The following is a 24599-nucleotide window of genomic DNA, read 5'->3' as shown; positions in this document are numbered from 1 at the left end:
AAAATTTAGCTAATATTCCATAGCTCAACATAAAATTCAGAAAATTTAATTATGTATAAAAAAGTAAAACTACACTAATTCACACTCAGCAAAAAAGAAAGCTATTTCCCTATGAGCATTTTCTAGACTATCAGAACCATGAACTCTATTTTCACTAATGTCATCAGCAAAATCACCTCTGATTGTGCCTTTATCTGCCTGTTTTGGATCTGTAGCTCCCATGATTTGTCTGTATTTACTTACTGCATTTTCACCAACTAAAACTTGAACTATCACAGAACCAGAGGTCATAAATTCCACTAATTCTCCAAAAAAAGACCTATCTTTATGAATTTCATAAAACAGCTCTGCTTGTTTTTTTGTCAGCAGCATCATTTTTTGTGCTATAATTTTCAGCTCAGAGCTTTCAATGTATGAATTTACCTTGCCTGTAATGTTATTTTTTACTGCATCAGGTTTTAATATTGAAAGTGTTTTCTCAATTGCCATGTTGTTTCTTATATAAGATTGTATATTTGTAGATTTATTTTATTATAAATTTTGATTTCATAAAAGCATTTTTTTACTTATAGTTAAGAACAAACCATCAAGGAGGTATTGTATGGGTGAATGTTGTAAAAATAACACTACCAAACAAGCTGAGCCTACCACTGAAAAACAAGTTGGATCTACTGCTAAAAAATTGGTCAATAACTTGAAATCGTCAATTTTTTGTGGAACAAAAGGATTTTTGACTTTTAATTTGGCATTTTTAAGTTATTTGGAATATAGCTCACATCATAATACAGAATTAAAAAAAGGCGCTGCCTTTGCAATGAAAAGAAATACTATTCCGTTTCTTGAAATGGCTGTTATAGTGCCATTTGTTTGTTTTGCGCTGCCAGCTATGGTAGGTAGTATAAGTCTTATACAGTGTGCGCTTATATGTGCTGCATTGATGGTTGCAACATGCTTTTTTGTAAGAACTTTTCACGTGCGTGAGGAGTTAATGGAAAAAATCACCAACCATAGTAGAAAAGAAATAGACACGGAATTTAAGAAGGATGCTATAAAATTTCCTATTTTCAATCAAAATAGAAAACACATCGAGTATAATTCGCCTAATCTAGGGCAACCACTGTATGAAACGAGTAGCACCTCTCTTTTCGTTAAAGTTTTACTTTTCCCTCTAAAGGTTCTTCTGAAGGTCCTGCAAAGTTGTATCATGTTATCTTTAGCTGCTGTTGAACTTCTTGAAACGGTACCAAGTCTTTTTGTCGATACATTTTTTGATTGGAGCTTCACATCCACCAAGAGTAACCTGCAGAGATCAGGCCATTTATTGTATGCAAGTGTGAGAAATTTAGTGCCTGCAACTAAACTCGATGAGTGTGTAGCTAATTTTATAGGCGCCCCAGAAGTAACTTGTTGTAAGTAGTGCGTAGGTGAAAAAGGCAGTTATCTTATTTAACCTTGGCGGACCTAATTCATTGAATGCGGTTCGTCCTTTTTTATTCAATCTTTTTTATGACAGGAGAATAATCAATCTACTGAATCCCTTTCGGTTTCTTTTAGCAAAGTTTATATCTGCAAAACGAGAAAATATTGCACGAAAAATATACGAGGAAATTGGAGGTAAATCACCAATTTTGGAAAATACAAAAGCACAAGCTAATGCACTTGAATGTAAGCTTAATGAACCTATCTTGTGTCATCCCAGTGCTCAGACACTGGGATCTAGAAAAAAACACTGGATTCCAGCGTCAAGCGCTGGAATGACATCAAAAGTATTCATCTGCATGCGTTATTGGCATCCATTTGCTGATGAAGTTGTTAAAAGCGTAAAGCAATTCGATCCTGACGAAATCATTCTGCTACCACTATATCCCCAATATTCAACCACCACAACCCTGTCATCCATTGAAAATTGGCAGAAAAATGCCAAAAAATATAGCCTAGAATGTAACACAAAAGTAATCAATCATTACTATGACAATAAAGACTTTATTGAGGCTCATGTTAATCTGACGTCTAAATATTATAAATTAGCTAGCAAAATCGGTAAGCCAAGAGTCCTATTTTCAGCCCATAGCCTACCTATTAGTGTTATTAAAAAAGGCGATCCTTACGCTTCACAGATAGAAAAAACAGTAAAATTAATAGTAAAAAAATTGAATATTGAAGATCTTGATTGGGGAATATGCTATCAAAGTAAGGTTGGCCCTGTAAAATGGTTAGAGCCGAGCACTGAAAGTGAGCTGTCACGCGCAAGAGCCGATGATATACCTGTAGTTTTGTCACCTATATCTTTTGTTTCTGAGCATTCGGAAACGCTAGTTGAACTTGATATAGAGTATAAAGCAATTATCAAAGAAGGATATTACTTTCGCGTACCAACTCTCAGTACCGATTTCTTATTTATCAAGTGCTTAGCTGACTTATGTGTAAATCACCCTCAAAGTCCTAATTTATAGCACTTTTCTTTTAAGATTTTTATAGTAAAGTAGTAAAAAGCTATTATTTTATTAGCTATTTATGCTAGAAAAAAAAATAAATACATTTGCACAAAGGGTACACGCTGCCCATAACCATGATCTCAGAAAGATGTATTGTATTGCAGTAGGTTTAACAGGCATATTGTGTAAGATTTCACTACAATTTTGTTGCGAGTTTATTGACAATAACAGATCTAGTATTTCTGCTGTATCAGATATTGCCAAGTTAATAAAATTACCAACATCAGTATTATATATTCTTCATTCCGGACTCAGCTTAGCTGGATATAAAGCTCAAGATGATAAAGGTGAACCTGAAAAAACAGTACAGGTTGTAGGTAGCTCGGCCTTCTTGACACACCGTATCATAGGAATATTGATGCAGACAAAAATCATTCATTTCTTAGCTGGAAACAATAAAGATATAATAAGTTATATTAGCTTAACATCAGCAGTTCTGTTTCTATTTTCAGAATTTATAAGCTACTATTATACATGGAAGAAGTATCTGGATAATAAGGATTCTGAAAAGTCTGCTAAATATAGTAAAGACGTTATTTTTAGCACATTCGCTTTGTCATTGGGCTTGTTAAGCTTCATCTTAAAAAGAATGGAAATTTCAACCATACCAATAGATTTGGGTGGTGGTATAATCTATAACTTCAACTTAAGCGTAACAGTGAGTATAATATTAAGTCTGGCATACTTGGTATCAAACATCGATAGATTTGTCAATCAACCTAGTAATGGTACGGATCCTTCTACTGGACTTGATGGCGCTCGCCATACTCAGCATAATGGCAACATTATAGAAATTAATGATTAGAGATGAAAAGACCTAATTTCCACTGCTAATGCTAGCACTGCTAATTTGCTAACAATGTTCCAAAGTGGCAGGGTTTTATTTTCTTGGCTAATATCATAAAATTCACAGTCAGTGGAATTCAAGCTAGAATATATATCTTTTCTGCTATTACACCTATATAAGTAGCACATTGGTATATTTCCTATGTAGTATATTAGCGGTTCTGCAGGACTGCGCTTAAATACATCGATGGTTGGTACACCTTCTTGTATAATAACGCTACTTACTTCTATCCCTTCCTTTACCTTTTTCATTTTATGGCGCTTTTTTTTGTTGAGGTTTAATACTTCTTCACCGCTTGTCACTGTTATGATACCCATCCCGTATGTGCCATTGCTTGCTTTGATAAAAACGTAAGGTTGTGTTTTTATTTTATGTTCCTGATATTTTTTTTGTACTAAGGACAATATTTGATCAACTTTAACCGCTATTGCTTTTAGTGATGAATCATCATTAAAATCTACTTCATTGCAGTTTTCTGTAAATGCAGAAATAAGCCATAGATCTATTTGAAATTCGCTACAAAACTCGGATGCTAATTCTTGATAAATTTTAAAATATTGAAATTTCTGTCTACTGTGCCAACCATATAATGGGCTTGGTATTATCTCTTGTTTTACATTTTTGAGAATATCAGGAATGTGGCTTGTCATGTCTCGATTCAGTATAACAACATCGGGTACAAACCCTGAAGTTGTCTTTAGCAAAGAGTTTTCTTCTACAATAGTCTCGTATAATTCTATTAAATTATATGCTTCACTGTGAAAGAGACCGATTTTAGTCTCGAAATCTGCAAGTTGCAGTATTTTTTCTATGGCAAATACATTTTCTATATACATTTTATTTCGTGTGTAATTCTCTGGTATTATAAGAGCCTTTTTATATTGTTTTGTTTCAAAGTAGCTTTTTATCAATTTTGCTGCTGTTACTCTCGATATTTCACTTAGATTATTGAACCCTGCAGGAAACAAATTGGCGTCTACTGGAGCAATTTTGCAGCCTGAATTCCTAAGATCTATGGAGCTATAAAATGGTAATGTAAGGCCATTAAATTTTGTTTTGAACCAACTATTTATATCTTTTTCCAAATTTGAATGAATTATATTTTGCATCTACACTTTAAATGTTATAAGAAAAGTACTATATTATAAGCTATAATCTTAACTAATACTTACAATATAAAGTAGCAAAAAAATGATTCATCATGACAACAGTAAAATGTATGGGACTACTATACTGTCAATTAGAAAAGATAAAAGTGTAGTAGTAATAGGTGATGGACAAGTCTCGCTAGGCCATACCGTTATAAAATCTGGAGCAAAAAAAGTTAGGCGTCTTTCTGGTGATTCCGTAATTGCCGGTTTTGCTGGAGCAACGGCTGATGCATTTACCCTTTTTGAAAGACTGGAGTCAAAACTTGACAAACATCCGGGACAGTTAATGAGAGCATGTGTTGAACTTGCAAAAGACTGGAGAATGGATAAATATCTAAGGAAATTAGAGGCTATGATGATTGTGGCAGATAAATCCATTTCATTGGTCATTACAGGAACGGGTGACGTTCTTGAACCTGAAGATGGGGTTGCAGCCATTGGCTCTGGAGGAAATTTTGCTTTATCTGCAGCAAAGGCTTTGATTGACGTCGAAGGGATATCAATAGAGGAGATTGCAAAAAAGGCTATGAAGATAGCTGCCGATATATGTGTTTATACAAACCATAATGTAATTATCGAAAAAATAGAGGAGTAATATGTCAAGAATCTTGTGTACCAATTCTTTTGCTCAACCTGTAGTAGGTCAATCTGATAACTGCAATGAAAAAAATGTCCTCTATGAAAATGAAGGTACAGAAAGTAGTAGCACTCAAAGCTCACAAGCTTTATTAGATGATCTACCACCACAGAAAATAGTTAAAGAGCTGGATAGATTTATAATTGGGCAGAATGACGCAAAGCGTGCTGTTGCTATTGCACTCAGAAATCGTTGGCGTCGAAATAAAGTCCCACTTCCACTACGTGAAGAGATTATACCTAAGAATATACTCATGATAGGCCATACGGGAGTTGGCAAAACTGAAATAGCTCGCCGTTTAGCAAAGCTTGCTGGTGCACCTTTTATAAAAATTGAAGCAACGAAATTTACCGAAATAGGATATGTTGGGCGTGATGTTGACTCGATAATACGTGATTTAGTTGACACAGCAATAGTTTTAGTTAAGGAAAAAGCATGTAAAGCCTTAACTAAAAAAGCTTTGGATTTAGCAGAAAAGATAATAGTTAATTCCATGGTTGGCAAAGATGCAACTGAGGAAAGCAAAAAGGTTTTTAGAGAAAGACTGAGAAATAAGGAATTTGAAGATGGAGAAGTTTCTATTAACGTCAGGGAGAGCAAGGGTATGCTACCCACTTTTGATATACCTGGTATGCCAGGTGGGCAAATTGGCGTGATGAATGTAACAGAAATAGTTGGCAAGATGTTTAATGGGAGCAAAAAAACAAAAACTATTACAGTTAAGGTAAAAGAAGCTCGAGAAATATTGGTTAACGAAGAAAGTGAGAAGTTAATGGATGAAGATAAGGTAATCAAAGAAGCGATTGATCTTGTTAGCAATGAAGGCATAGTGTTTTTAGATGAAATAGATAAAATTGCAGCACGTACAGAAATAAAAGGTGAAGTCAACAGAGAAGGGGTGCAACGCGATCTTTTGCCACTACTTGAAGGAACAACTGTTTCAACTAAGTATGGTCCAGTAAAAACAGACTATATATTATTTATTGCATCTGGTGCTTTTCATTTGTCTAAACCATCTGATCTTTTACCAGAATTACAGGGTAGATTGCCAATTAGAGTGGAACTTAAGGCACTTACTCAAGAGGATTTAATAAAAATATTAAAGGAACCAGAATCTAGTTTGTTAAAGCAGTATATAGCTTTAATGAAAACAGAAAATGTGACGCTTGGGTTCACTGATGATGGTATAGAAACCATAGCTGAAATAGCGTTTACAGTTAATAGAGAAGTAGAAAATATAGGTGCAAGAAGGCTTCATACTGTCATGGAGAAGCTTTTAGATGAAATAAGTTTTATCGCTTCTGAAAAAAACAGTGAAAAATTTGTTATAGATAGTAAATATGTAAGAGACAAGCTTGAATCAATTTCAAAGCAGCTTGATTTATCTAAGTTTATACTTTAGAAGAAGCTCTTTTTAAGCAATATAGAGTATTCAAAAGATTTTATTTTTTCTTATCTCTATAGCTATATTCCTGTATCTGTTCAGCAGAGTGGCAAAATGAGGTAGATGAGAAAAGACAACTATAGGAATAAATGGTGTTATGAAAGTATATGATACTAAAAAGGCTACTTGAATTGACAAACTAGAAAGAAATGGGTGTCATGCCAGTGCCCAGACACTGGCATCCAGTTAAATTTACGGAGTATAATGGGTTGCAGTGTCAACTACTTGAATGACAATGTTTTGATACATGATCAGAATTCCTAGATCCCAGTGTCAAGCACTGGGATGACAAGAAAGGGAGCATTGGTTTCAACATTAGCCGTACATCTGAACGGATACATATTCTTTAAGCTATTTTTCAATAGTAGAATTCAAGCTTAAATCAATTATTGAGATATTTTCTTCATCAAAATCTATGTCTTTTATTAATATACCAGTTAAAAGGTCGGGTGGAGAAAGAATAGTTCTTTTATTACCAGCTCTCATTCCCACAACTCCAAGTTCTATAGCAAGTGGTGCTTTTCTGTCACCAACTTTAAACTGCACTGTTTGATCTTTGATTATATACTCACCATTATGTCTCTTTATGCTATATTGAACCGATATCTCATCACCACACTTTACTTGTTTTCCAATTTTGTTAATTAAGTCATTAAAAATCATCAGGTTATTTACTGAATCAGGATATTTATCTTTTACTTCAATCAGTTTGATGTAATAAGAGTTAAAATTCATTTTGTTGTCATCAGCGGCAATAGTAACTACACGTTCTCCGCCTTCTTTCATACCTATTACCCCTAAATTCACTTCTTTTAGATAATCCTGACCTATTTTCAAAGTGACATCAGTCGGAAGTAGCATTGCTAGATTGTTGGATATTTTGTACATTTGTAGCAGGACTTCTTGGCCACAAAAAGCCTTGCTGCCACTGCCTTCAGTAATTTCATAAAAATTTATCGGCTCTTCTTCTTTTTGCTGCGTTATTTCTTCTAAATATTCTGCTAGCCCATGCTTTTCAATATAGCGATCAAGTGCTGATTCAAGTATTGGCTTGACTAGATAACGTGCTATCGTCTGTGTTAAACCATCATGTGTGGCATTTATCTCGTAAAGCTTGTCCCCTTTTTCCGGCTTATCTTTGTTTATATAAACAATAGTAATTATAAAAGCAGAAGCTAAAGTGAGAACCATTACTACAGAGATAAATATTTGTAATATAATTTTTTTAACCATCTTTTCTTACTTGATTCAATAAATCATATAAATAATTAGTATTCCCTGAAAGCACACTCAAATTATCTGAGGCTTGTTTAAAAAGGCCATCTATATATTCTTCCATCTCACTTTTTCCAAGCACAGATATCAAATTATTTGTTTTATCCTGCTCATAATCTTCAATATCATCCTTAGCTTGAAAGATAAGCCCTAGATTTATTCCATAGTTATATGATGCTCTCCGCTCTTCGCTTGTAGCATTGCCTATTATAGCCCCTATTTCACATGAAGCTGCAAATAGTTTTGCAGTTTTCATCAAATGAACTTCCTTTATTTTATCAGCTTGGCCCGACGTCATTCCAGCGTTATACATACAGCCGTACGAATGTTGTGGTTTTAAGGTAGAAAGGGTGTCATTCCAGTGCTTGACACTGGAATCCATTTCATGTTCAGCTTCACCATCGCATGGCTTTTTGCACGAAATGCTTGTAGGTAAAGCCTTCTGGATCCCAGTGTCAAGCACTGGGATGACATAGGGTTGGGGGTTAAAATCTATATGCTCACTGTTAATATCTAAAATCTGTCCTCCCACCATTCCCCTAACTCCTATTGCCTGAGAGAGCACTTTTATAATCTCACAATTTAATGAAGATAATACCTCAAAAGCCAGGGTAAGTAGTGCATCTCCAGCAAGTATTGCTGTTGCTTCACCAAATTTTTTGTGGCAGCTTGGCTGGCCTCTGCGGGTGTCGCTGTTATCCATACATGGTAGATCATCGTGAATTAGGGAATAAGCATGAATAAATTCAATTGCTGCTGCTGCTGTTATTGCTTTTTCAACCTTTATGTTGAATATCGACGAAGATGCTATGACTAAAAAAGGACGTATGTATTTTGCAGGAGCAAGAAGCACATAACGCATGGCTGATATGAGCCTATTTTGACTATTTTTAGGTAAAATCCTGTTTATTTCTGCAATAAATAAATTTCTTGTTGCTTCATCTAGCATACAACACATTGAAGCATATCTCATCTAAAAACCTTTATAATAACCATAAAAACTATTGCAAACATCAAAATTTCTTATAACATCGAAGGTATAGATTATTTTTTGGTGAAAAATGAGTGAATTGGCAAAAAGTACTAGAGAAGATATAGAAGAAAAGGTAAAAAAGATCATACTAGAGCATATTAGTAAGGATGTAGAAAAATTTGATGGCTCTTCAAAGCTTTCAGAGCATGGTGCAGACAGTTTAGATGCAGTTGAGATTATCATGGCAGCCGAAGAAGAGTTTGGTATAGAGATTCCTGATGAAGATGCACAAAAGATGGAAACCATGGAACAGATAGTTGAATATGTAGTAAACAAAGCAAACAATTAATGTTGAATGAGCAGAAAAGTAGTAGTTACTGGTATTGGCTTAATTACTCCACTAGCAGTAGGTGTTAATAACACTTGGTCAAGGTTGATCAAAGGTAAATCTAGCATAAAAGAAATCAGTACAGATAGGTTTGATTTTTCTGATCTTGCTTGCAGGGTTGCAGGGCAAGTTCCAACGCAATCTGATGATATTGAAAGTTACTTCGATCCACTAGGTTATATTTCTGAAAAAGACCTAAAAAGAACAGATCGCTTTATTCATTACGGCATTGCAGCTGCTATTCAGGCAGTAGATGATTCACTAGTTTTGGAAAATCAAAATATTAATAAAGAGCGAGTAGGTGTAGTTATTGGTTCTGGTATAGGTGGCCTTCCATCAATTCAAGAAAACGTAATTACCATGCAAGAAAAGGGGCCTAGGCGTGTCAGTCCATTTTTTGTCCCTGCAAGCCTAATAAATTTGATATCTGGCCATATTTCTATCAAATACGAATTTACAGGTCCAAATGACTCAGCGGTCACTGCATGTGCAACAGGTGCGCATGCAATTATAAACTCAGCAAGAGCTATAAAACTTGATGAAGCTGATGTGATGATTGCAGGCGGAGCAGAAAGTGCGTTATGCAGAGTTGGAATTGCAGGTTTTGCATCGATGAAGGCGCTATCAACTAAATTCAATGATAAGCCTGAAGAAGCCTCAAGGCCATGGGATGAAGAACGCGATGGGTTTGTCATGGGCGAAGGAGCAGGTATATTAGTGCTGGAAGAATATGAACATGCAAAAAAAAGAGGAGCAAAAATATATGCAGAACTCACTGGATATGGATTAACAGGAGATGCGTACCATATCACAGCACCTCATCCAGAAGGAAGAGGCGCATTTAAGGCAATGGAGCTTGCTTTAAAAAATGCACAAATCAGCCCAAGTCAAATTGGGTATATCAATGCACATGGCACTTCAACACCACTTGGAGACAAAATAGAAGTAATAGCAATGAAGCAGTTATTCGGTGAGTATGCCTATAAAATACCTGTTTCCTCGACTAAATCTTCTATAGGACATTTACTTGGTGCCGCAGGAAGTGTTGAAGCAATATTTAGTATCCTTGCATTAAAGAGCGGAATTGTTCCACCAACTTTGAATCTGCATAAACCTTCAGAAGGATGTGATTTGAATTTTGTACCATTTGAAGCTCAAGAGCATAAAATTCAGTATGTGCTTTCTAATTCATTTGGTTTTGGTGGCACTAATGCGTCTCTTATTTTTGGAAAGTTGTAGTTAACTATGCTATTTTGAATCGACTATGAAGATGTCATTCGAGTAGCTGACACTGGAATCCAGCCTTTACATAATCATCAAAATGTTGTATTTTAACATAAAATGACTACTTTTATGCTTACCAACTTAACTAGATTCCAGTGTCGAGCACTGGAATGACACCCCTTGTTACTCCAAAATTTGCAAATTACAACAGTTGTGTGGTACTATATGAAGAGATCTGACTTGATATTGTTTGCAATTTGCCTTTTACTGCTGGTTCACTATACTTATTCAATAAAGTCTAGCTTAATAAATGCATAAAATATTAGTAAGGAGTAATCATAGACCCTTGGTTGGAAAAATCAAGATTAATGGTTCAAAGAATGCCGTCTTACCAATAATGGCGGCGAGCTTGTTGAGTAATTCTTCAGTAACTTTGCATAACGTACCTGATTTAATTGATGTACACTTGATGTCTGAGCTGCTTAAGAGTCTTGGTGCAAAAGTGAATTTCATACACAATAAAGATTATAAAGCAAATCACACTTTAAAAATTGACTGTAGCAATATCAATAACCATTTAATATCACATAAAATTGCAAGCAGACTGCGAGCATCTTTTCTAATGTTGGGTCCAATGCTTAGTAGATTTGGTAAAATTGCAACAGTGTTTCCTGGTGGGTGTAATATTGGAAAACGTCCTGTTGACATGCATATCAAGGCGCTTGAAGCAATGGGAGTTCAAATTGAAATTGATGGCTGTAATATAACTGCAACAACAAAGGGGAAATTGCAAGGCAAAGAAATAACATTTGAAAAAGTGAGTGTTGGTGCAACAGAAAATATAATAATGGCAGCAACACTTGCAGAAGGAGTAACGATAATAAGCAATGCTGCAATAGAGCCGGAAGTTCTTGATTTAATAGAGTTCCTGAAGAGGATGGGTGCCAATATTGAAGTCAACAACACAAAAATCACAATAGAAGGCGTTGAGGAATTAAACGGATGTGTCCACAAAATAATACCAGATCGCATAGAAACCGGTACATATGCGCTAGCTGCTGTCATTACCGGCGGCGAGCTAAAGTTAGAAGGAGTAAGTCTATCTGATATAGGATGTATTGCAAATGAATTGAAGACTATAGGAGCCAGAGTTGAGTTACATGACGATGGTATTATTATTTCCAGAAAAAGTGGCCCTATTAAATCTGCTCACGTTGCAACAAATCCATATCCTAACTTTCCCAGTGATATGCAACCACAACTAATGTCTGCAATGTCAATTGCAGGTGGAATATCAGTAATTGAAGAAAATGTTTTTGAAAATAGATTTGCACATGCAAATGAGTTAAGAAAATTAGGTGCTGATATCAGCATCGAAAAAAGTAAAGCTACTATAAGTGGAATAAAGAGCTTATCTGGAGCTGATCTACATGCTAATGACTTAAGATCAACAGCAGCTTTAATTCTTGCTTCTTTGGTAGCAAATGGAGAAACTACAATAAATAACTCACATCATTTATTGAGAGGATATGAAGCAATGGATGAAAAACTCAATTCATGTGGAGCTGATATCTCCTTGAGAATATATTATGAATAGGCGAACTACAATAAAAGAAATAGATGACATTCTATACGAGGAACATAAGGTATTAGATCATGGATTTGTTCGAGTGATTGATTATATGGGCTCTGATAGCGCCATAGTCCAAGCCGCTCGAGTTTCTTATGGAAAGGGAACGAAACAGATAAATCAAGATGAGGCGCTTATAAAATATTTGATGAGACACCATCATACAACTCCATTTGAAATGTGTGAAATTAAGTTTCACGTGAAACTTCCAATTTTTATTGCAAGACAATGGATAAGACATAGAACTGCAAATGTGAATGAATATTCTGGAAGGTATTCAATACTTGATAATGAATTTTATATACCAAAACCAGAACAGGTTGCAAAACAATCTGATAATAATAAACAAGGCAGTGGTGAAGCTTTTGATTCAAATACTTCAAAAGAAATAATAGATTCTCTGACAAATGATTCTAATTTAGTATATTCTCATTATGAGAAATTTATTGAGCAGGGCCTTGCAAGAGAAATTGCCCGAACTAATCTAACACTTAATTACTATACCCAATTTTATTGGAAAATAGATCTGCATAACCTTCTTCACTTTTTAAGGCTTAGAGCTGATAAGCATGCCCAATATGAAATTAGAGTTTACGCAGAAGTTATGTTGGATATAATAAAGAAATGGGTTCCGCTGGCCTATAATGCTTTCGTTGAATATTCCTTAAAATCAGCCTGCATTTCAAAAACTGGTCTTGAAATAATTCGCAAATTAATAAAAGGAGAAAATGTTACGAGAGAAGAAAGTGGCATTGGTAAAAGAGAATGGGATGAGCTGATGTCTATACTTGGTAAATAATCTTGAACTGTTGCATAGTTGTTATTTACATAGCACGTGAAGGATAGCTGTACAAAACCCAAAGGGTATCATCCGAGTAAACACTAATTTCCACCATCATCAGAAACGTTGTATTTTTTTATACTCGTGAATTTAACTAGATGCCAGACTGGCATGACACCTTCCTTTTAAAACTCTAGTAGTCAAGCGCACAACTGTTGCAATTTGTAGGCAATTTTAGTAGTAGGTGGTCAGCACTTGATGCTGGAATCTAGTAAAAAAAGCCAGTGTCAAGCACTGGGATGACACCTTTCTGATTGGAATGATAGAAGATCATGCAAAAACCCTAATTTCCTATATCAATTAATTCTCATCCACTTTTTATGTTACATAAACTCATCATTTTTATAGAACATCTCATTAAAATCATTCAAAATTCCAAAATCTTGATTTTTGATAAATAGATGCCCATCTGTAATATAGGACTCGGCAAGAGTAAATGGTTCATCATAATGCTGCGATGCTGGCTTGACAATTCCATTATATAAAACCATTATTTGCTCGTAGTTGTATCCACTACCATCATGATGTTTGCCACGTATAGTATCATAAAAATTTCTTACATCATCATACGTAACTTGCAGCTCTACCTTATATTTTCCCATTTCAATAGGTTCACCCACTTTGATTTTTAAAGAATCTTCCTGATTACTCTTCACATTATCTATAACAATTGTTTCCTCTTGCTTCTCTTCATCCTCTCTTAGCGATCTTTTATTCCTTTCTCCACTTGCAGGTTGATCTGCCGGCATTTGATCTATATTGTTAGGTTCATCTTCTTGCATAATAGTTTTTTTAAGATATTTAAGCATGTCCTCTCCAGTCTCTTCCCGAATTGCAGCTTTCTTTGAAAGTTCTTGATAATAAAAACCGTCATCACCATGTTTTTTACTATCCGCTACATCTTTGTATAACTTTGCATCTTTTATACAAAATACAGCATGATCAAGCAATGTATCTCCTTCTTTATCCACAACATTAATATCAGCACCGTTTTTTACTGGGTACTTTACTGTATCTAATTGCCCATTCCTCACTGCATGAACCAACGGTGTCCAACCATCATTATCCTGCACGTTAATATTCGCACCGTTTTCAACTAAACGCTCTATCATCCCCTTACTCCCAAGATCAACAGCAAGGTGCAAAGGTGTTAAGCCGTAGCTATCCTGAACATCAATATCCGCATTGTGCTCTATGAGATATTTAACTACTTCCATATTTTTCATGTACATGGCAAAATGTAGTGGAGATTTACCAGAGCTAATATCACGAGTGTCAATACCTACACCATGATCTATTAAGTACTTAGCAATTTCCGTGTGTTTTAGCTCGATTGCATAGTGCAGCAGCGTTTGAGCTGACGTGTTCTTGATACTAAGATCTGCATCATGCTCAACTAAACTCTTAACTATTTCCGCATGTCCTAGCTTAATAGCAGCAAGTAACGGAAAACCCTTACTATTAGGATCTGCATTATGATCTAACAGATACTTCACTATTTCTGCATTACCTGAATAAATAGCACTGTATAATGGTGCTTTGGAATAAGCATCTTGAATATTAGGGTTTGCACCACGATCTACTAAGTACTTAGCTATCTCTGTATTGCCAGATTCAATAGCATAGTGTAAAGGTGTCTTGTAATAGACATATTGAGTATTAGTTTTATGATAATAATTATCTCGAATATTAAGATTTGCGCCATTATCAATAAGATATTTTGCTACTTCCGTATTTCCTGACTGAATGGTGTAATGTAGTGGTGTTTGTCCATTATGGTCTCTTGTATCAATATATGCATTGTGTTTTACAAGCGTTGCTACTTTGCTTAAATCTCCTAATGAAGCAGCAGAATGTAAACGTGTTGCACCTGTTACCTCGTTTATCTCATTCACATTTCCTATAGCATCTTCTTCTTTATCTTCGTCGATTGACCTTTTCTTTCTAGATTCGACTTTACTTTTCACTTTAACTTCTTCGTTTATAGATTGATCATTAGGTTCCTCTATTTTTAAGGGATGTTGTGCATCTGCAACACTGCTTGAAGCTTCCACTTCGTTGATAGAATTGTTATCCATATTTTCTATTACACTTCTCATAACAACTTCTTTTTGCTCATCTTTGTCTTCTTCTAGTAACCTTTTACTTCTTTCTTTTTCTTCACTAACAGGTTGTTCAGCTTTATCCTCTTGCGTACTTGATACTCCGTGCTCATGCTTTAGACCACTCAACTCAGCCTTGACCCACTGTTTAAATTCTTGGTCATAGCCTTTTAGCTCAGCCAAAAAATCCTCAAATAATTTATTACCTTGAGACCTATTCGTACCAGATTTAGAAAGGCTCTTGAGCAAATTATCAATCATATCTGGGTGTTTATCTTCAAGAAATTTGATCACTTGTTCAGCGTCTGAATGATAATATTCCCCTTTATCGTTCATAATATTATTGCGCAATATCTCATCTGGTTTGAGATCTTTATTTCTTATTGCAATCAAGGCCTCTTTATCTCCGTGATCATTGATATGCTGACCGTCTTCCAAGCTTGCTATATAGTTAGCAACTCCTTCATGCATAGCTTTAGGTAAAATGTCACCCGTACCGTAATAGGAATTAATGACAGTCAAAGCGTGTCCCAATTCGTGTTTTAAAGTTTTACACGAGTCATCGAATTGGTCTTGTAGATAAAAATAAACATGAGTTTCTGAGCCGCGACCTTGGAGCGTCAAACCGGAATTGCCTTTATAGTTAACGTTCAATTCCTTCAGATAGTTTTCGTAGTCACTTTTTGTGTTAAACACGAAAACGTTGACTTTATTTTGTATATTGTGCCAAGGCTGAGAATTATTAATGCCAAATATCGAGTCAAAGTCTTTTATACTATTCTCGATGGTGTCTTTTATATCACTTATTTTTTCCTGACTTAGTTCTTTATTATCATATTTTATGTTTATTTGAAGCTTGTGTTCGCTGTAAGTAATAACCTCATTATCTGGTACAAGATCTGCTACAATTTTATTGCCACTTTTTACATCCATCCACTGCTTAAATTCTTTTTCAATTTCCGAATTATTCAAAATATGCTTGAATTTTGATATCGCTTGTACTCCATTGAAGGACATTTCAGTCAGCAATTGCTTTATGAATTGAGGATGTTTTTCTTGTAGGAATGTTACCAAGCAATCTGACATTCTATAGTCGTTAGACATACTTGCTATTTTATACGGTGTATCATACCCAGATTCCTGCATTTTGTTGTATGCTTCTTTTGTGTAGTGCATATCGCGAGTGCTTTCTTTTTTAGCTGCATCATAGCTCCACATGAAAAGCTTCATACCGGTACGTAAAATTTCAGGTACTGCATTGAGGTCGCCAGTGGCGTACTCAAGAAATGCATCGCTCATTTTTTCCATTAAGATTTTAGATTTTGCACAAAGTAAGCCATTTACATCTCCAACAATGAAAGTCTTTGCTATCGTGCCGTCAGCTTCATGTGCTCTTACTGTTCCACCACCCCATAATTCTCTATGGTCTTTACCACCTGAAAGTTCCTTTATATGAGCTTTGTAATCATCATAATTTTTCAGCGCATAAAGCTGCAATTTTACCGGACCAGCATGACTGCTTTTTTGTGAATAAAAATTTTCAGACCAAGCTCCATAAGCATCTTTTACAGTTTGTTTTATATACTCGGGTGTATAACTAGCTAGCCCCCCATATTTCACTTCTATCGTAAGCTGATCGTTTATTACTATACTTTCTTTATTTGGAAATAATTTTTTAATCAACGTTTGTGATTTATCATATCCAGAGTTTATTTTGAATTTCATATCCACCTCTTAAAAATTTTCACTATAAATAAGTCTTGGTGTTAACTAGCCCTTGCCTGATTTTGCATAACTGCTTAGATAGTTGATCATCGCTGAAAAGCCGATGCTTAATATCGAGATATTTAGCACAGCTGCCAGCAGCAGGCATTGAGTAGAAACCGCTTTCAAGTTCAAGATAAGAACTGCTATTGAGAACGAAAAATAAATCGCTCTGGTCAAGCAGTATGTCATAATCATGGCTCATACAATGCAAGTATTCATTGCCTTCATACTCTGCTATGTAGTACTTACTTGCATCAAGATCATCATCGAGTTGTAAAATTGCTGCTGAACGTCCATTTCCAATACCATGACCTTTTATTACTTTAAATATTTCAATCTCACCATTTTCTATGAGTTCTCTTAACTTTTCATTCTTTTGATTCAATTCTTTCTCTGCTTGTCTTTTTTCTTTTGCTAATTTTGTTTCTTTTTCAATAAATTTGTTTTGTATCTGCAAAAACATGTCTTGAATGGTTAAGCCATTTAGAAAGTGATCTAGCACACTTGATGCAAGTGACCGCAATTCACCATTATCTTCAAAGCTCTTCTCCTGCTTTTTGTTATATTGATTGGGGTTATAGATTGCATAAAGAGGATAAAAACCACAATTCACCTCGTCGAATGATAACTCTATTGAAAATCCGTTGTGATCAAGTGGAAGTTTAGTAGCTAAATATCTACCATTATTATCTCTGACATATAGCTCATTTATACCGTAGTGCCCACCATATTTATTGTAATAAATATAAAAATTTTCAGGATTAAGATCAAAATAATCATCTAAATTGTTAAGCTTACCGAGCTTTTCACATAGAAAATTCTTGCTCTCATCTGTAAGTTTGATACGTGTAGAAAAGTAACATCGGTCTATTGGGTCACCTTTTTCTACTTCAAAGTCTAGGACTATTTTATCGCTAAACATACAGAATTTCCTCACATTTTCAATATTTATGATTATAAATCGTGTACTATGAAAAAAGCATTAAGGTGTATCTGATTTTTCTGATTCATTCGAAAATTACAAAAATAGTTTAGGCTGCCATGACAAGAATAGTTGAGATATTACTACCACTTCCAATTGATCAGTTATTTTCATATGCAGTTGAGGAAGATACTGAAGTTTCAATTGGGGATTATGTGGTGGTACCATTTGGTAGAAAGCGTTTGATTGGAATAGTTTGGAAATGTAGTGACAAGAGCGATCGAGAATTAAAATGCATTAAACAAAAGGTCGATTTACCGAGCATCAGACCAAAGTTGATCGAATTTGCAGAGTGGGTTGCGCAATATAATGTAATACCTATTGGTATGCTTGCAAAAGTGATAATGGGAGGAGTATTAAAGGTAAATCAGATAGATAAACTAGTTTATGCTGAGCAAAAGCAGGAAATAAGCAAAATAGACTACAAATTAAACTCTGAGCAGCAGATAGCTCGTGATAAAATAATAAGTAATTTGAATGAGTATTCAGTAACTTTACTTGACGGTGAAACCGGGTCTGGAAAAACGGAAGTTTATCTCTCTGTGATTACAGAATTGATTAAGAATTATAGTACATATGAACATTGTCTACCAAAAAGGTTTCACTCCGTGATGTTTCCCCTATGGTGTCATTCCAGTATTTCCTTCTCCTGTCATCCCAGTGCCCCGACACTGGGATCCAGTTTTTTATATCATCTTATTACAAACGTTTATTTTAATTTAAGACCAATACCTAATTTACAATCAAAATTCCTGGATTCCAGTGTTAAACACTGGAATGACATCTTTGTATTTAAGGCAAAACCCACTGTAACACTTAGCATACTGCCTTTGCCACGTACTGGAATGACACCATTTGCTATGCAATTTACTTTCAAAAATAAACGTTATGTCATTCCAGCGTTCAATACACAACTAGACGAATGTTACAATATAAGAGTAATTTTTACCAAAAAGGATGTCATCCCAGTGCCCCGACACTGGGATCCAGAAAACTTAATTTCAAATCAGTACACTAAGCAGTTGTACGATAAAGACTGGATTCCAGTGTCAAGCACTGGAATGACACCAGAAGAGGGTAATGCACAAGTTCTGATCCTTCTACCTGAAATTGTTCTAACTTCACAATTGGTAAATCGTGTTCGCAGTCAGACATCTGGCAATATAGCTCAGTGGCACTCAGGGCTCACTCCAAAAGCTCGTCGAAATAATTGGCTCAGTATCGCAAATGGAAGTGCGCAGATAATTATTGGGGCACGGTCAGCGCTTTTTTTACCTTATAAAAACCTAAAATTGATCATCGTTGATGAAGAGCATGACTCATCTTTTAAACAAGAACAAGGAGTTATATATAATGCCCGAGATATGGCAATTATCTTAGCAAAAATAGAAAACATTCCGATTGTTTTATCATCAGCTACTCCGCTGCTTGAAACAATTTATCATGTTAAAAACGGAAATTACAATCATGTAAAATTGACTAAAAGATTCGGTGGTGCAGAGTTGCCACACATAAAAGTAGTGAATAATAAACAATGGATTTCCAATGAGCTTTTCGAAGGCATAAAACAAACCATAGAGAAAAAACAGCAAGCTATGCTCTTTCTAAACCGCAGAGGGTATGCACAACTTGCAGTTTGTAAAAAATGTGGATATAAAATTTCCTGCTCAAATTGCGCTGTTTGGCTTACATACCACAAAAAGAAGAACGTCCTTTTGTGTCATCATTGCTCTTACCAGTCAAAACTTCCAGAAAAATGTTCTAATTGTCAAAGTGAGCAGTCATTGTTCCTTTATGGTGTGGGAATTGAAAGATTGCTTGAAGAAATAGTGAAACTAATACCAAATGCAAAGACTGCGATTATAAGCAGCGATCAGAAGTCGCTTGGTAACATCATTGACTCAGTGCTCAAGGAAGAGGTGAATATCATAATCGGTACACAAGTAATTGCTAAAGGGCATAATTTTCCTAAATTAACTTTGGTTGGAGTGATAAATGCAGATTTAGGCCTTGAAAATTCTGACCTTAGGGCAGCAGAAAAGACGTATCAATTATTGCATCAAGTTGCAGGAAGGTCAGGAAGGTTCAATGAGAAAGGAATGGTAATAGTGCAAACTAATAACCCTGAAAGCTTGATAATAAAAGCATTGCAGCAGCAAAAAAGGGATTTGTTTTATGAAATTGAACTTGAGTCAAGGCGCAAAGCTAAAATGCCACCATTTAGTAGGCTAATAGCGCTTATAGTTTGCGGTAAGGATCAATTTGCAACGCAGAAAGCAGCAAGTGAGATAACAAGCTTTTTGCATAATCAGTATTCAGCTACTTCCCAGCGCTTGATGCCGGAAGAATTTGAAATTTTTGGCCCATCGCCAGCAGCAATAAATTTCTTAAATAATAAATATCGGTATAGAGTGTTACTCAAAATACACAATAAACATAGTCTATCTTTGAAGAGAAAGCTGAAATATTGCTGTAATTTGAGTTCAAATATTGCAGTAACAATAGATGTTGATCCTGTGAGTTTTTTTTGATGGATTTTCGGAATTTATTTGACATTTGTATAGATTGTCAATAAATTATATTAATTTTTTAATTAAAAATTTGACTTTTAGTAGAATTTATTATATTATTAATATAGCTAGGTTAGAATAGGTAAATAACATGACTGCTTTACTTAAAATCATTAATAGTCTACACAAGAATTTTATAGAAAAAATTGAAGAGTTGCAAAAGCATCTTAATGATAATAGAGAAATTGTGATTAACAAGACGTTATTTACAGATACTATTGTCAATAGAGTCCCTGTAAATGGAGAGCTTATCAATAAGAAAATAGAAAAGATAGTATACCCTATTTTGCACCACTGTATTAAATTCGATAGTGCAAGGTCTGAAAAAGGAGATATATTACCGTTTCAAAACGTAATGAATATTTTAGATGAAGTGGTGAATAGATTTGTTACTCCTGAGTATTTCTATGGATTGATAAATTTTCAAGATCAAAGTGGAAAGACGTTATTACACCAAGCTGTTACAAGTAATAACACTGAGGCAATAGAAGCACTTTTAAAACATGGTGCAAATCCTTTGATAAATAATAGAAATAGGAAAATTCCATTAGATTTAGCTGAAGGAAAAACAAGAGAAGTACTCATTAAATGTATGAAAGACCAAGCTAAACTGAAAAAAGAAAGTGCTAAATATAATAGTTTATGTGGCGTTATGCCTGGCGTTTTTCTTGGTATTGGACTCGGTGTTGGTGGTGCTTTAATACCTTCAATGACTATTATATTATGTGCAATAGCAGCATCTGCTCTCATTGCTGGAATAGCAGTTGGACTGGCTATGTATTTCCTAAGTCAGGACTATAAACAGGCCACATCGATAGAAAGCGTTGTTGCTATTAATTCTTACTTTTATTCTGCTGAGCATGAAAAGATTCCAGTTAATGGAGCAGCACTAGAATAACTGTGAGTTTCTTTTAACTATCCATTTGAAATCTGATTAAAATTTTGAGAAAATGTAGCTATAAAAACCGCAGGTACCAGTTGGTTTTTATTAGCTAAAGTAAAGGTCAAGTATCTGGAATTCTGGACATAAAACCCTCCTGTATAAAAAAGATTTGGCAACGCACATACGACAGAAATTAAGTACACTTACATGCTCTGAAGAATACATTTTTTAATGAGTTTAATAAAAAAGTCTGCAGACGGAGATAGATTTTTGAGCTCAATAAATATCTCTAGTTGTAATTATAATCAGATTTAAAATATGCGGAAGTAATTTTTTTGCTATAAAATCTTCTAAAAGTTTTACACAAAAGTTAGTGTCGTAAGTATTTTTATCAAAAACTATTTTAAGAAAATCTTAAATGGGGTTGAAAAATTTTAAAGATGGGGTATTCTGCTTGGCATGTAACTCTCGTAAAAAAAAGAAATATGAAAGGTCAAATAAACGCTGCAGCAAATTTTCAAGTAGAAGACTTTGAGTTTGAAAATGCTACAGAAATTGGTGACTTTAACTCCTTAGCTAGAGATAACAATTATTCAACACCTCTAGGCATAGCAAATTCCTTGAATACAAAGCTAGAAAATAGTGCTCAGGCTAAAGATCAAAAGAATGAGATGCCTTTTTCCAGTAGAAGAAGTAGCTCGCATACTTTAAAACTTTCTCCTAGTGGAAATGCTAAGGTTAATGTTCAAGATAAAACACCTTCTGCCGTTCGAGGTAAACCAGGTATAGCTGGACTGTTTAAAGGTAGGAATAGTGTGAATATAACTCCTAGTGCAAAAATTCCATACAAAGTGCAACGTAGCTCTGCAATTGATTACAGTGCTGTAGAAAGTATAGGGTCACGGCTATTAAATATCTGTAAAGGAGAAGAAGAAGGTTGTAAGTTGGAAATATGATATAAAAGAAGCAAGAAGGAAGGTAGCTCTATAAAAAAATATAGTTATCAAAGGCTTGAGCGACCGTAAGACGGTAGTATTACACATACGTAGATATCAAGGTACTCAAGCCTATCCTTCGAGACGTTTGAATAGTTGTTTGGGACATACATATGCACCCGTTTACAATCTTAAATTTTAACTTAAACTCTCGAGGTTCTTTATGGTTATATCTTATCAAAATTTTATTGGCATTGATATCGGAAAACTTGAATTTGTTATTGCAGTGAATGAACAAAAAAGTGTTATCAAGTTTGACAATAGTTGTTCTGGCTGGAAACAATTTTACCAAAAATTTTCAAATATCTTACCCAATTCCATGATAATTTTAGAAGCTACAGGAGGCTATGAGCTTGGCTTATTGTATTTTCTTATTGACAGAAACATTGCTGTGCATCGTGCTAATACTCGTCAAGTTAAAAACTTCATTCTATCTCATGGAACTTTGGCAAAGACTGACAATCTGGATGCAAAAGCGCTTGCCCAATATGGTGTTGAGCGTTGTGGACGTCTGCAGCTATTTACACCTATCTCAAAAGAACAAACCACCTTATTTACACTTTGTCAGCGTCGTGATGATATTACAAAAATGCTTGTTCAAGAAAAAATAGGCTTAAAACTCCTGGAAATGATTACATTAAGGAAAGTTGTCAACAAACTATTGAATTCCTCAATAATCAGGTAGAAAAGCTTGATCAAGCTATACAAAAAATAGTCAATGAAAACCCTGAACTGAACCGATACCAGAAGATTCTTGAAACAGTTCCTGGAATAGGTAGAAAAACCTCTCAATGTTTATTGTGCCTTATACCGGAACTTGGTTCCTTAAACAAAAGGCAAGTTGCAAGCCTTGCAGGTGTTGCACCTCATCCTAAGGAAAGTGGTAAAGCTATTGGTTACCGAAGGATTATAGGTGGAAGAAGTAACGTTCGTTCAAAGCTTTTCACAGCTGCTATGGCTGCTAGAAACTCCAAGTCAGAACTTGCTGCTTTTTATTGTAAGCTTATTGATAGTGGTAAAAGAAAGATGGTAGCACTCACTGCACTTATGCGTAAAATTATAGTCATCGCCAATGCCAGACTTAAAGAAGCAATTAATTTGCATGTTTAGAAATTTACATGGCAATAATTAAAATTAGTTAATGAATATGTGCGTCCACACACACACTAAACGCACATATTCATTGGCTTAAGCAAGGTAGTAGCTGTTTGATATAAAATTCTATTCTTATACGACAAAACGGGGTTTTATTGCCCATATGAAGTTGCAAAATTACACAAATAAAAAATTTTTAAACATAGTTGATATCTATTTTGACCAAGAGATTAATTTTCTACATACAAACGCTTGTTTGTATGATGTCTTATCGTTGCAAGATGAGAAAAATCAGGACACACCTTTACATGTAGCTGTTAAAAAAAATCGTATTAGCTTTGTAGAAAAACTTTTATGTCTTCTTAAAGAACCATATCTTTCGAATACATTCTATAAGTGCAAGTATTTTGAACGTAATCAAGAGAATGAAAAGCCGCTTTCTAAAATTATCAATGCTAAGAATAAAGATGGAAAAGATGTAATTACTCTGGCTATTGAGGGTAATAATTCAGAATGTCTTTCAGCTCTTTTCGACTACTTAACTCGTGAAAATATTAACAGAAGGAAAGATGTTGAAAGTGAGTACACACCTCTACACGAAGCTGTGCTTCTTCGCAAGAATGAAGCAATCAAAAAGCTTCTAAAATCAAGGGATATAGATACTGAACTTATGGATAAGGAATCTTATAAAGCATATAATTATGCTAATGACAAAGAGGCAATAGAATTGTTTATTGAGCACTATAGTAGTAAAATTAGTAAGTTGCGTACAAGATTAGAAGATAACAATAAAAAATTAGTGCGAGTTAAGTCTGTCCTGAGCAGAACAAAATTTATTTGTGTATGCTTAGCAGCTTTTGGCTCTTGTTTTAGAATGTATAGAAATTCTCATGACATAATAAGTGAAGAAGTGAGCAAAGATATGTTATATTATTCTCTTGCATTGCTCTCCAACACTACGGGTCTAATATTATTTTTTAATTATTTGATCGATACAATACTTTCCAAGTATGAAGAAAAAAATTCTAGTTTGAATAAAGAATCAGACAGTTATGTAGAAGAAAGAAATATATTGGAAAATAGATTGCATTATTTTCAAGAAAGCACATTTTGCGATACTAGGGCAACTACGCAAATGTTTGAGATAACTTCAGTTATACCTGAAGCAGAATTAAGTTGCAGTAGATTGTGATTACATTTTTCTAGAACAAAATTTCAGGACCACCCTCTTACATAAGTTTTTTTGTGTTGTTACAGTGCGCAGCATTGCAATTGTTAGTGTCTGTAAAATTCCATTATA

The 24599-nt window shown here is 34.7% G+C and carries 19 protein-coding genes and 1 pseudogene; 14 read left to right on the top strand and 6 right to left on the bottom strand.

The window, feature by feature from the left end; genetic code table 11:
• Positions 1 to 69 precede the first annotated feature (69 nt).
• On the bottom strand, positions 70 to 489 hold the full coding sequence (gene ndk / locus ABLO99_RS07575) for a nucleoside-diphosphate kinase (RefSeq protein WP_349967485.1): 420 nt from the start codon (positions 487 to 489) through the stop codon (positions 70 to 72).
• Between the two features lie 112 nt (positions 490 to 601).
• Here ndk and ABLO99_RS07570 point away from each other — a divergent pair, with 112 nt between their 5' ends.
• The 3 genes from ABLO99_RS07570 to ABLO99_RS07560 all read left to right on the top strand — a co-directional run bounded on the left by ABLO99_RS07570 (position 602) and on the right by ABLO99_RS07560 (position 3300).
• Positions 602 to 1417 (top strand): hypothetical protein, encoded by an 816-nt coding sequence (locus ABLO99_RS07570; protein WP_349967483.1) that lies wholly within the window; start codon positions 602 to 604, stop codon positions 1415 to 1417.
• 7 nt (positions 1418 to 1424) lie between these two features.
• On the top strand, positions 1425 to 2453 hold the full coding sequence (hemH, locus tag ABLO99_RS07565) for a ferrochelatase (RefSeq protein WP_349967480.1): 1029 nt from the start codon (positions 1425 to 1427) through the stop codon (positions 2451 to 2453).
• A 61-nt stretch (positions 2454 to 2514) separates the two neighbouring features.
• A complete protein-coding gene (locus tag ABLO99_RS07560) occupies positions 2515 to 3300 on the top strand; it encodes a hypothetical protein (RefSeq protein ID WP_349967478.1) in 786 nt (261 codons plus the stop codon).
• Here the strand turns inward: ABLO99_RS07560 and gshA are convergent.
• On the bottom strand, positions 3297 to 4451 hold the full coding sequence (gshA, locus tag ABLO99_RS07555) for a glutamate--cysteine ligase (RefSeq protein WP_047759760.1): 1155 nt from the start codon (positions 4449 to 4451) through the stop codon (positions 3297 to 3299). The genes ABLO99_RS07560 and gshA overlap by 4 nt on opposite strands.
• Before the next feature lie 82 nt (positions 4452 to 4533).
• Here gshA and hslV point away from each other — a divergent pair, with 82 nt between their 5' ends.
• Both hslV and hslU read left to right on the top strand, forming a co-directional pair.
• Positions 4534 to 5088, top strand: a complete 555-nt coding sequence (gene hslV, locus ABLO99_RS07550; protein ID WP_047759759.1) for an ATP-dependent protease subunit HslV — start codon at positions 4534 to 4536, stop codon at positions 5086 to 5088.
• Between the two features lies 1 nt (position 5089).
• Positions 5090 to 6532, top strand: coding sequence for an ATP-dependent protease ATPase subunit HslU (gene hslU, locus ABLO99_RS07545; protein WP_349967476.1), 1443 nt, complete (start codon positions 5090 to 5092; stop codon positions 6530 to 6532).
• Between the two features lie 393 nt (positions 6533 to 6925).
• Here hslU and ABLO99_RS07540 read toward each other — a convergent pair whose 3' ends face one another.
• Together ABLO99_RS07540 and ABLO99_RS07535 are read right to left on the bottom strand one after the other, a co-directional pair.
• Positions 6926 to 7807, bottom strand: a complete 882-nt coding sequence (locus ABLO99_RS07540; protein ID WP_047759757.1) for an FKBP-type peptidyl-prolyl cis-trans isomerase — start codon at positions 7805 to 7807, stop codon at positions 6926 to 6928.
• On the bottom strand, positions 7800 to 8822 hold the full coding sequence (locus ABLO99_RS07535) for a polyprenyl synthetase family protein (RefSeq protein ID WP_349967474.1): 1023 nt from the start codon (positions 8820 to 8822) through the stop codon (positions 7800 to 7802). The genes ABLO99_RS07540 and ABLO99_RS07535 overlap by 8 nt, the downstream gene beginning before the upstream one ends.
• A gap of 88 nt (positions 8823 to 8910) precedes the next feature.
• On the opposite strand from ABLO99_RS07535, the gene acpP reads away from it, so the two are divergent.
• From acpP to thyX, 4 genes are all read left to right on the top strand, one after another.
• Complete coding sequence (gene acpP / locus ABLO99_RS07530; protein WP_047759756.1) at positions 8911 to 9171, top strand: acyl carrier protein; 261 nt, start codon at positions 8911 to 8913, stop codon at positions 9169 to 9171.
• 6 nt (positions 9172 to 9177) lie between these two features.
• Positions 9178 to 10449, top strand: coding sequence for a beta-ketoacyl-ACP synthase II (gene fabF / locus ABLO99_RS07525; protein ID WP_349967473.1), 1272 nt, complete (start codon positions 9178 to 9180; stop codon positions 10447 to 10449).
• Between the two features lie 295 nt (positions 10450 to 10744).
• Entirely contained in the window at positions 10745 to 12031 is a 1287-nt protein-coding gene (gene murA, locus ABLO99_RS07520) for a UDP-N-acetylglucosamine 1-carboxyvinyltransferase (protein WP_349967470.1), read from the top strand.
• Positions 12024 to 12863, top strand: coding sequence for an FAD-dependent thymidylate synthase (thyX, locus tag ABLO99_RS07515; RefSeq protein ID WP_349967469.1), 840 nt, complete (start codon positions 12024 to 12026; stop codon positions 12861 to 12863). Before murA ends, thyX begins: the two co-directional genes overlap by 8 nt.
• A 365-nt stretch (positions 12864 to 13228) precedes the next feature.
• Here the strand turns inward: thyX and ABLO99_RS07510 are convergent, their stop codons facing one another.
• On the bottom strand, positions 13229 to 16732 hold the full coding sequence (locus ABLO99_RS07510; RefSeq protein WP_349967466.1) for an ankyrin repeat domain-containing protein: 3504 nt from the start codon (positions 16730 to 16732) through the stop codon (positions 13229 to 13231).
• 22 nt (positions 16733 to 16754) lie between these two features.
• On the bottom strand, positions 16755 to 17696 hold the full coding sequence (locus tag ABLO99_RS07505; RefSeq protein ID WP_349967464.1) for a hypothetical protein: 942 nt from the start codon (positions 17694 to 17696) through the stop codon (positions 16755 to 16757).
• Between the two features lie 119 nt (positions 17697 to 17815).
• Between ABLO99_RS07505 and priA the strand changes: the two genes are divergently transcribed.
• From priA to ABLO99_RS07480, 5 genes and pseudogenes are all read left to right on the top strand, one after another.
• Entirely contained in the window at positions 17816 to 20287 is a 2472-nt protein-coding gene (gene priA, locus ABLO99_RS07500; protein ID WP_349967461.1) for a primosomal protein N', read from the top strand.
• Between the two features lie 130 nt (positions 20288 to 20417).
• Entirely contained in the window at positions 20418 to 21224 is an 807-nt protein-coding gene (locus tag ABLO99_RS07495) for an ankyrin repeat domain-containing protein (protein WP_349967459.1), read from the top strand.
• Positions 21225 to 21694: 470 nt separating this feature from the next.
• Complete coding sequence (locus ABLO99_RS07490; RefSeq protein WP_349967457.1) at positions 21695 to 22165, top strand: hypothetical protein; 471 nt, start codon at positions 21695 to 21697, stop codon at positions 22163 to 22165.
• A gap of 202 nt (positions 22166 to 22367) precedes the next feature.
• Positions 22368 to 23314: pseudogene (locus ABLO99_RS07485) on the top strand (IS110 family transposase).
• 148 nt (positions 23315 to 23462) lie between these two features.
• The gene (locus ABLO99_RS07480; protein ID WP_349967455.1) at positions 23463 to 24491 is read left to right on the top strand and encodes an ankyrin repeat domain-containing protein; all 1029 of its coding nucleotides are present in this window, start codon (positions 23463 to 23465) and stop codon (positions 24489 to 24491) included.
• The last annotated feature ends 108 nt before the right edge of the window (positions 24492 to 24599 follow it).

The organism is Wolbachia endosymbiont of Armadillidium arcangelii, assembly GCF_040207875.1.
GTDB lineage: Bacteria > Pseudomonadota > Alphaproteobacteria > Rickettsiales > Anaplasmataceae > Wolbachia.
Note: the sequence above shows the minus strand (reverse complement) of the source record. Positions and strands in the feature narration are given on the sequence as shown.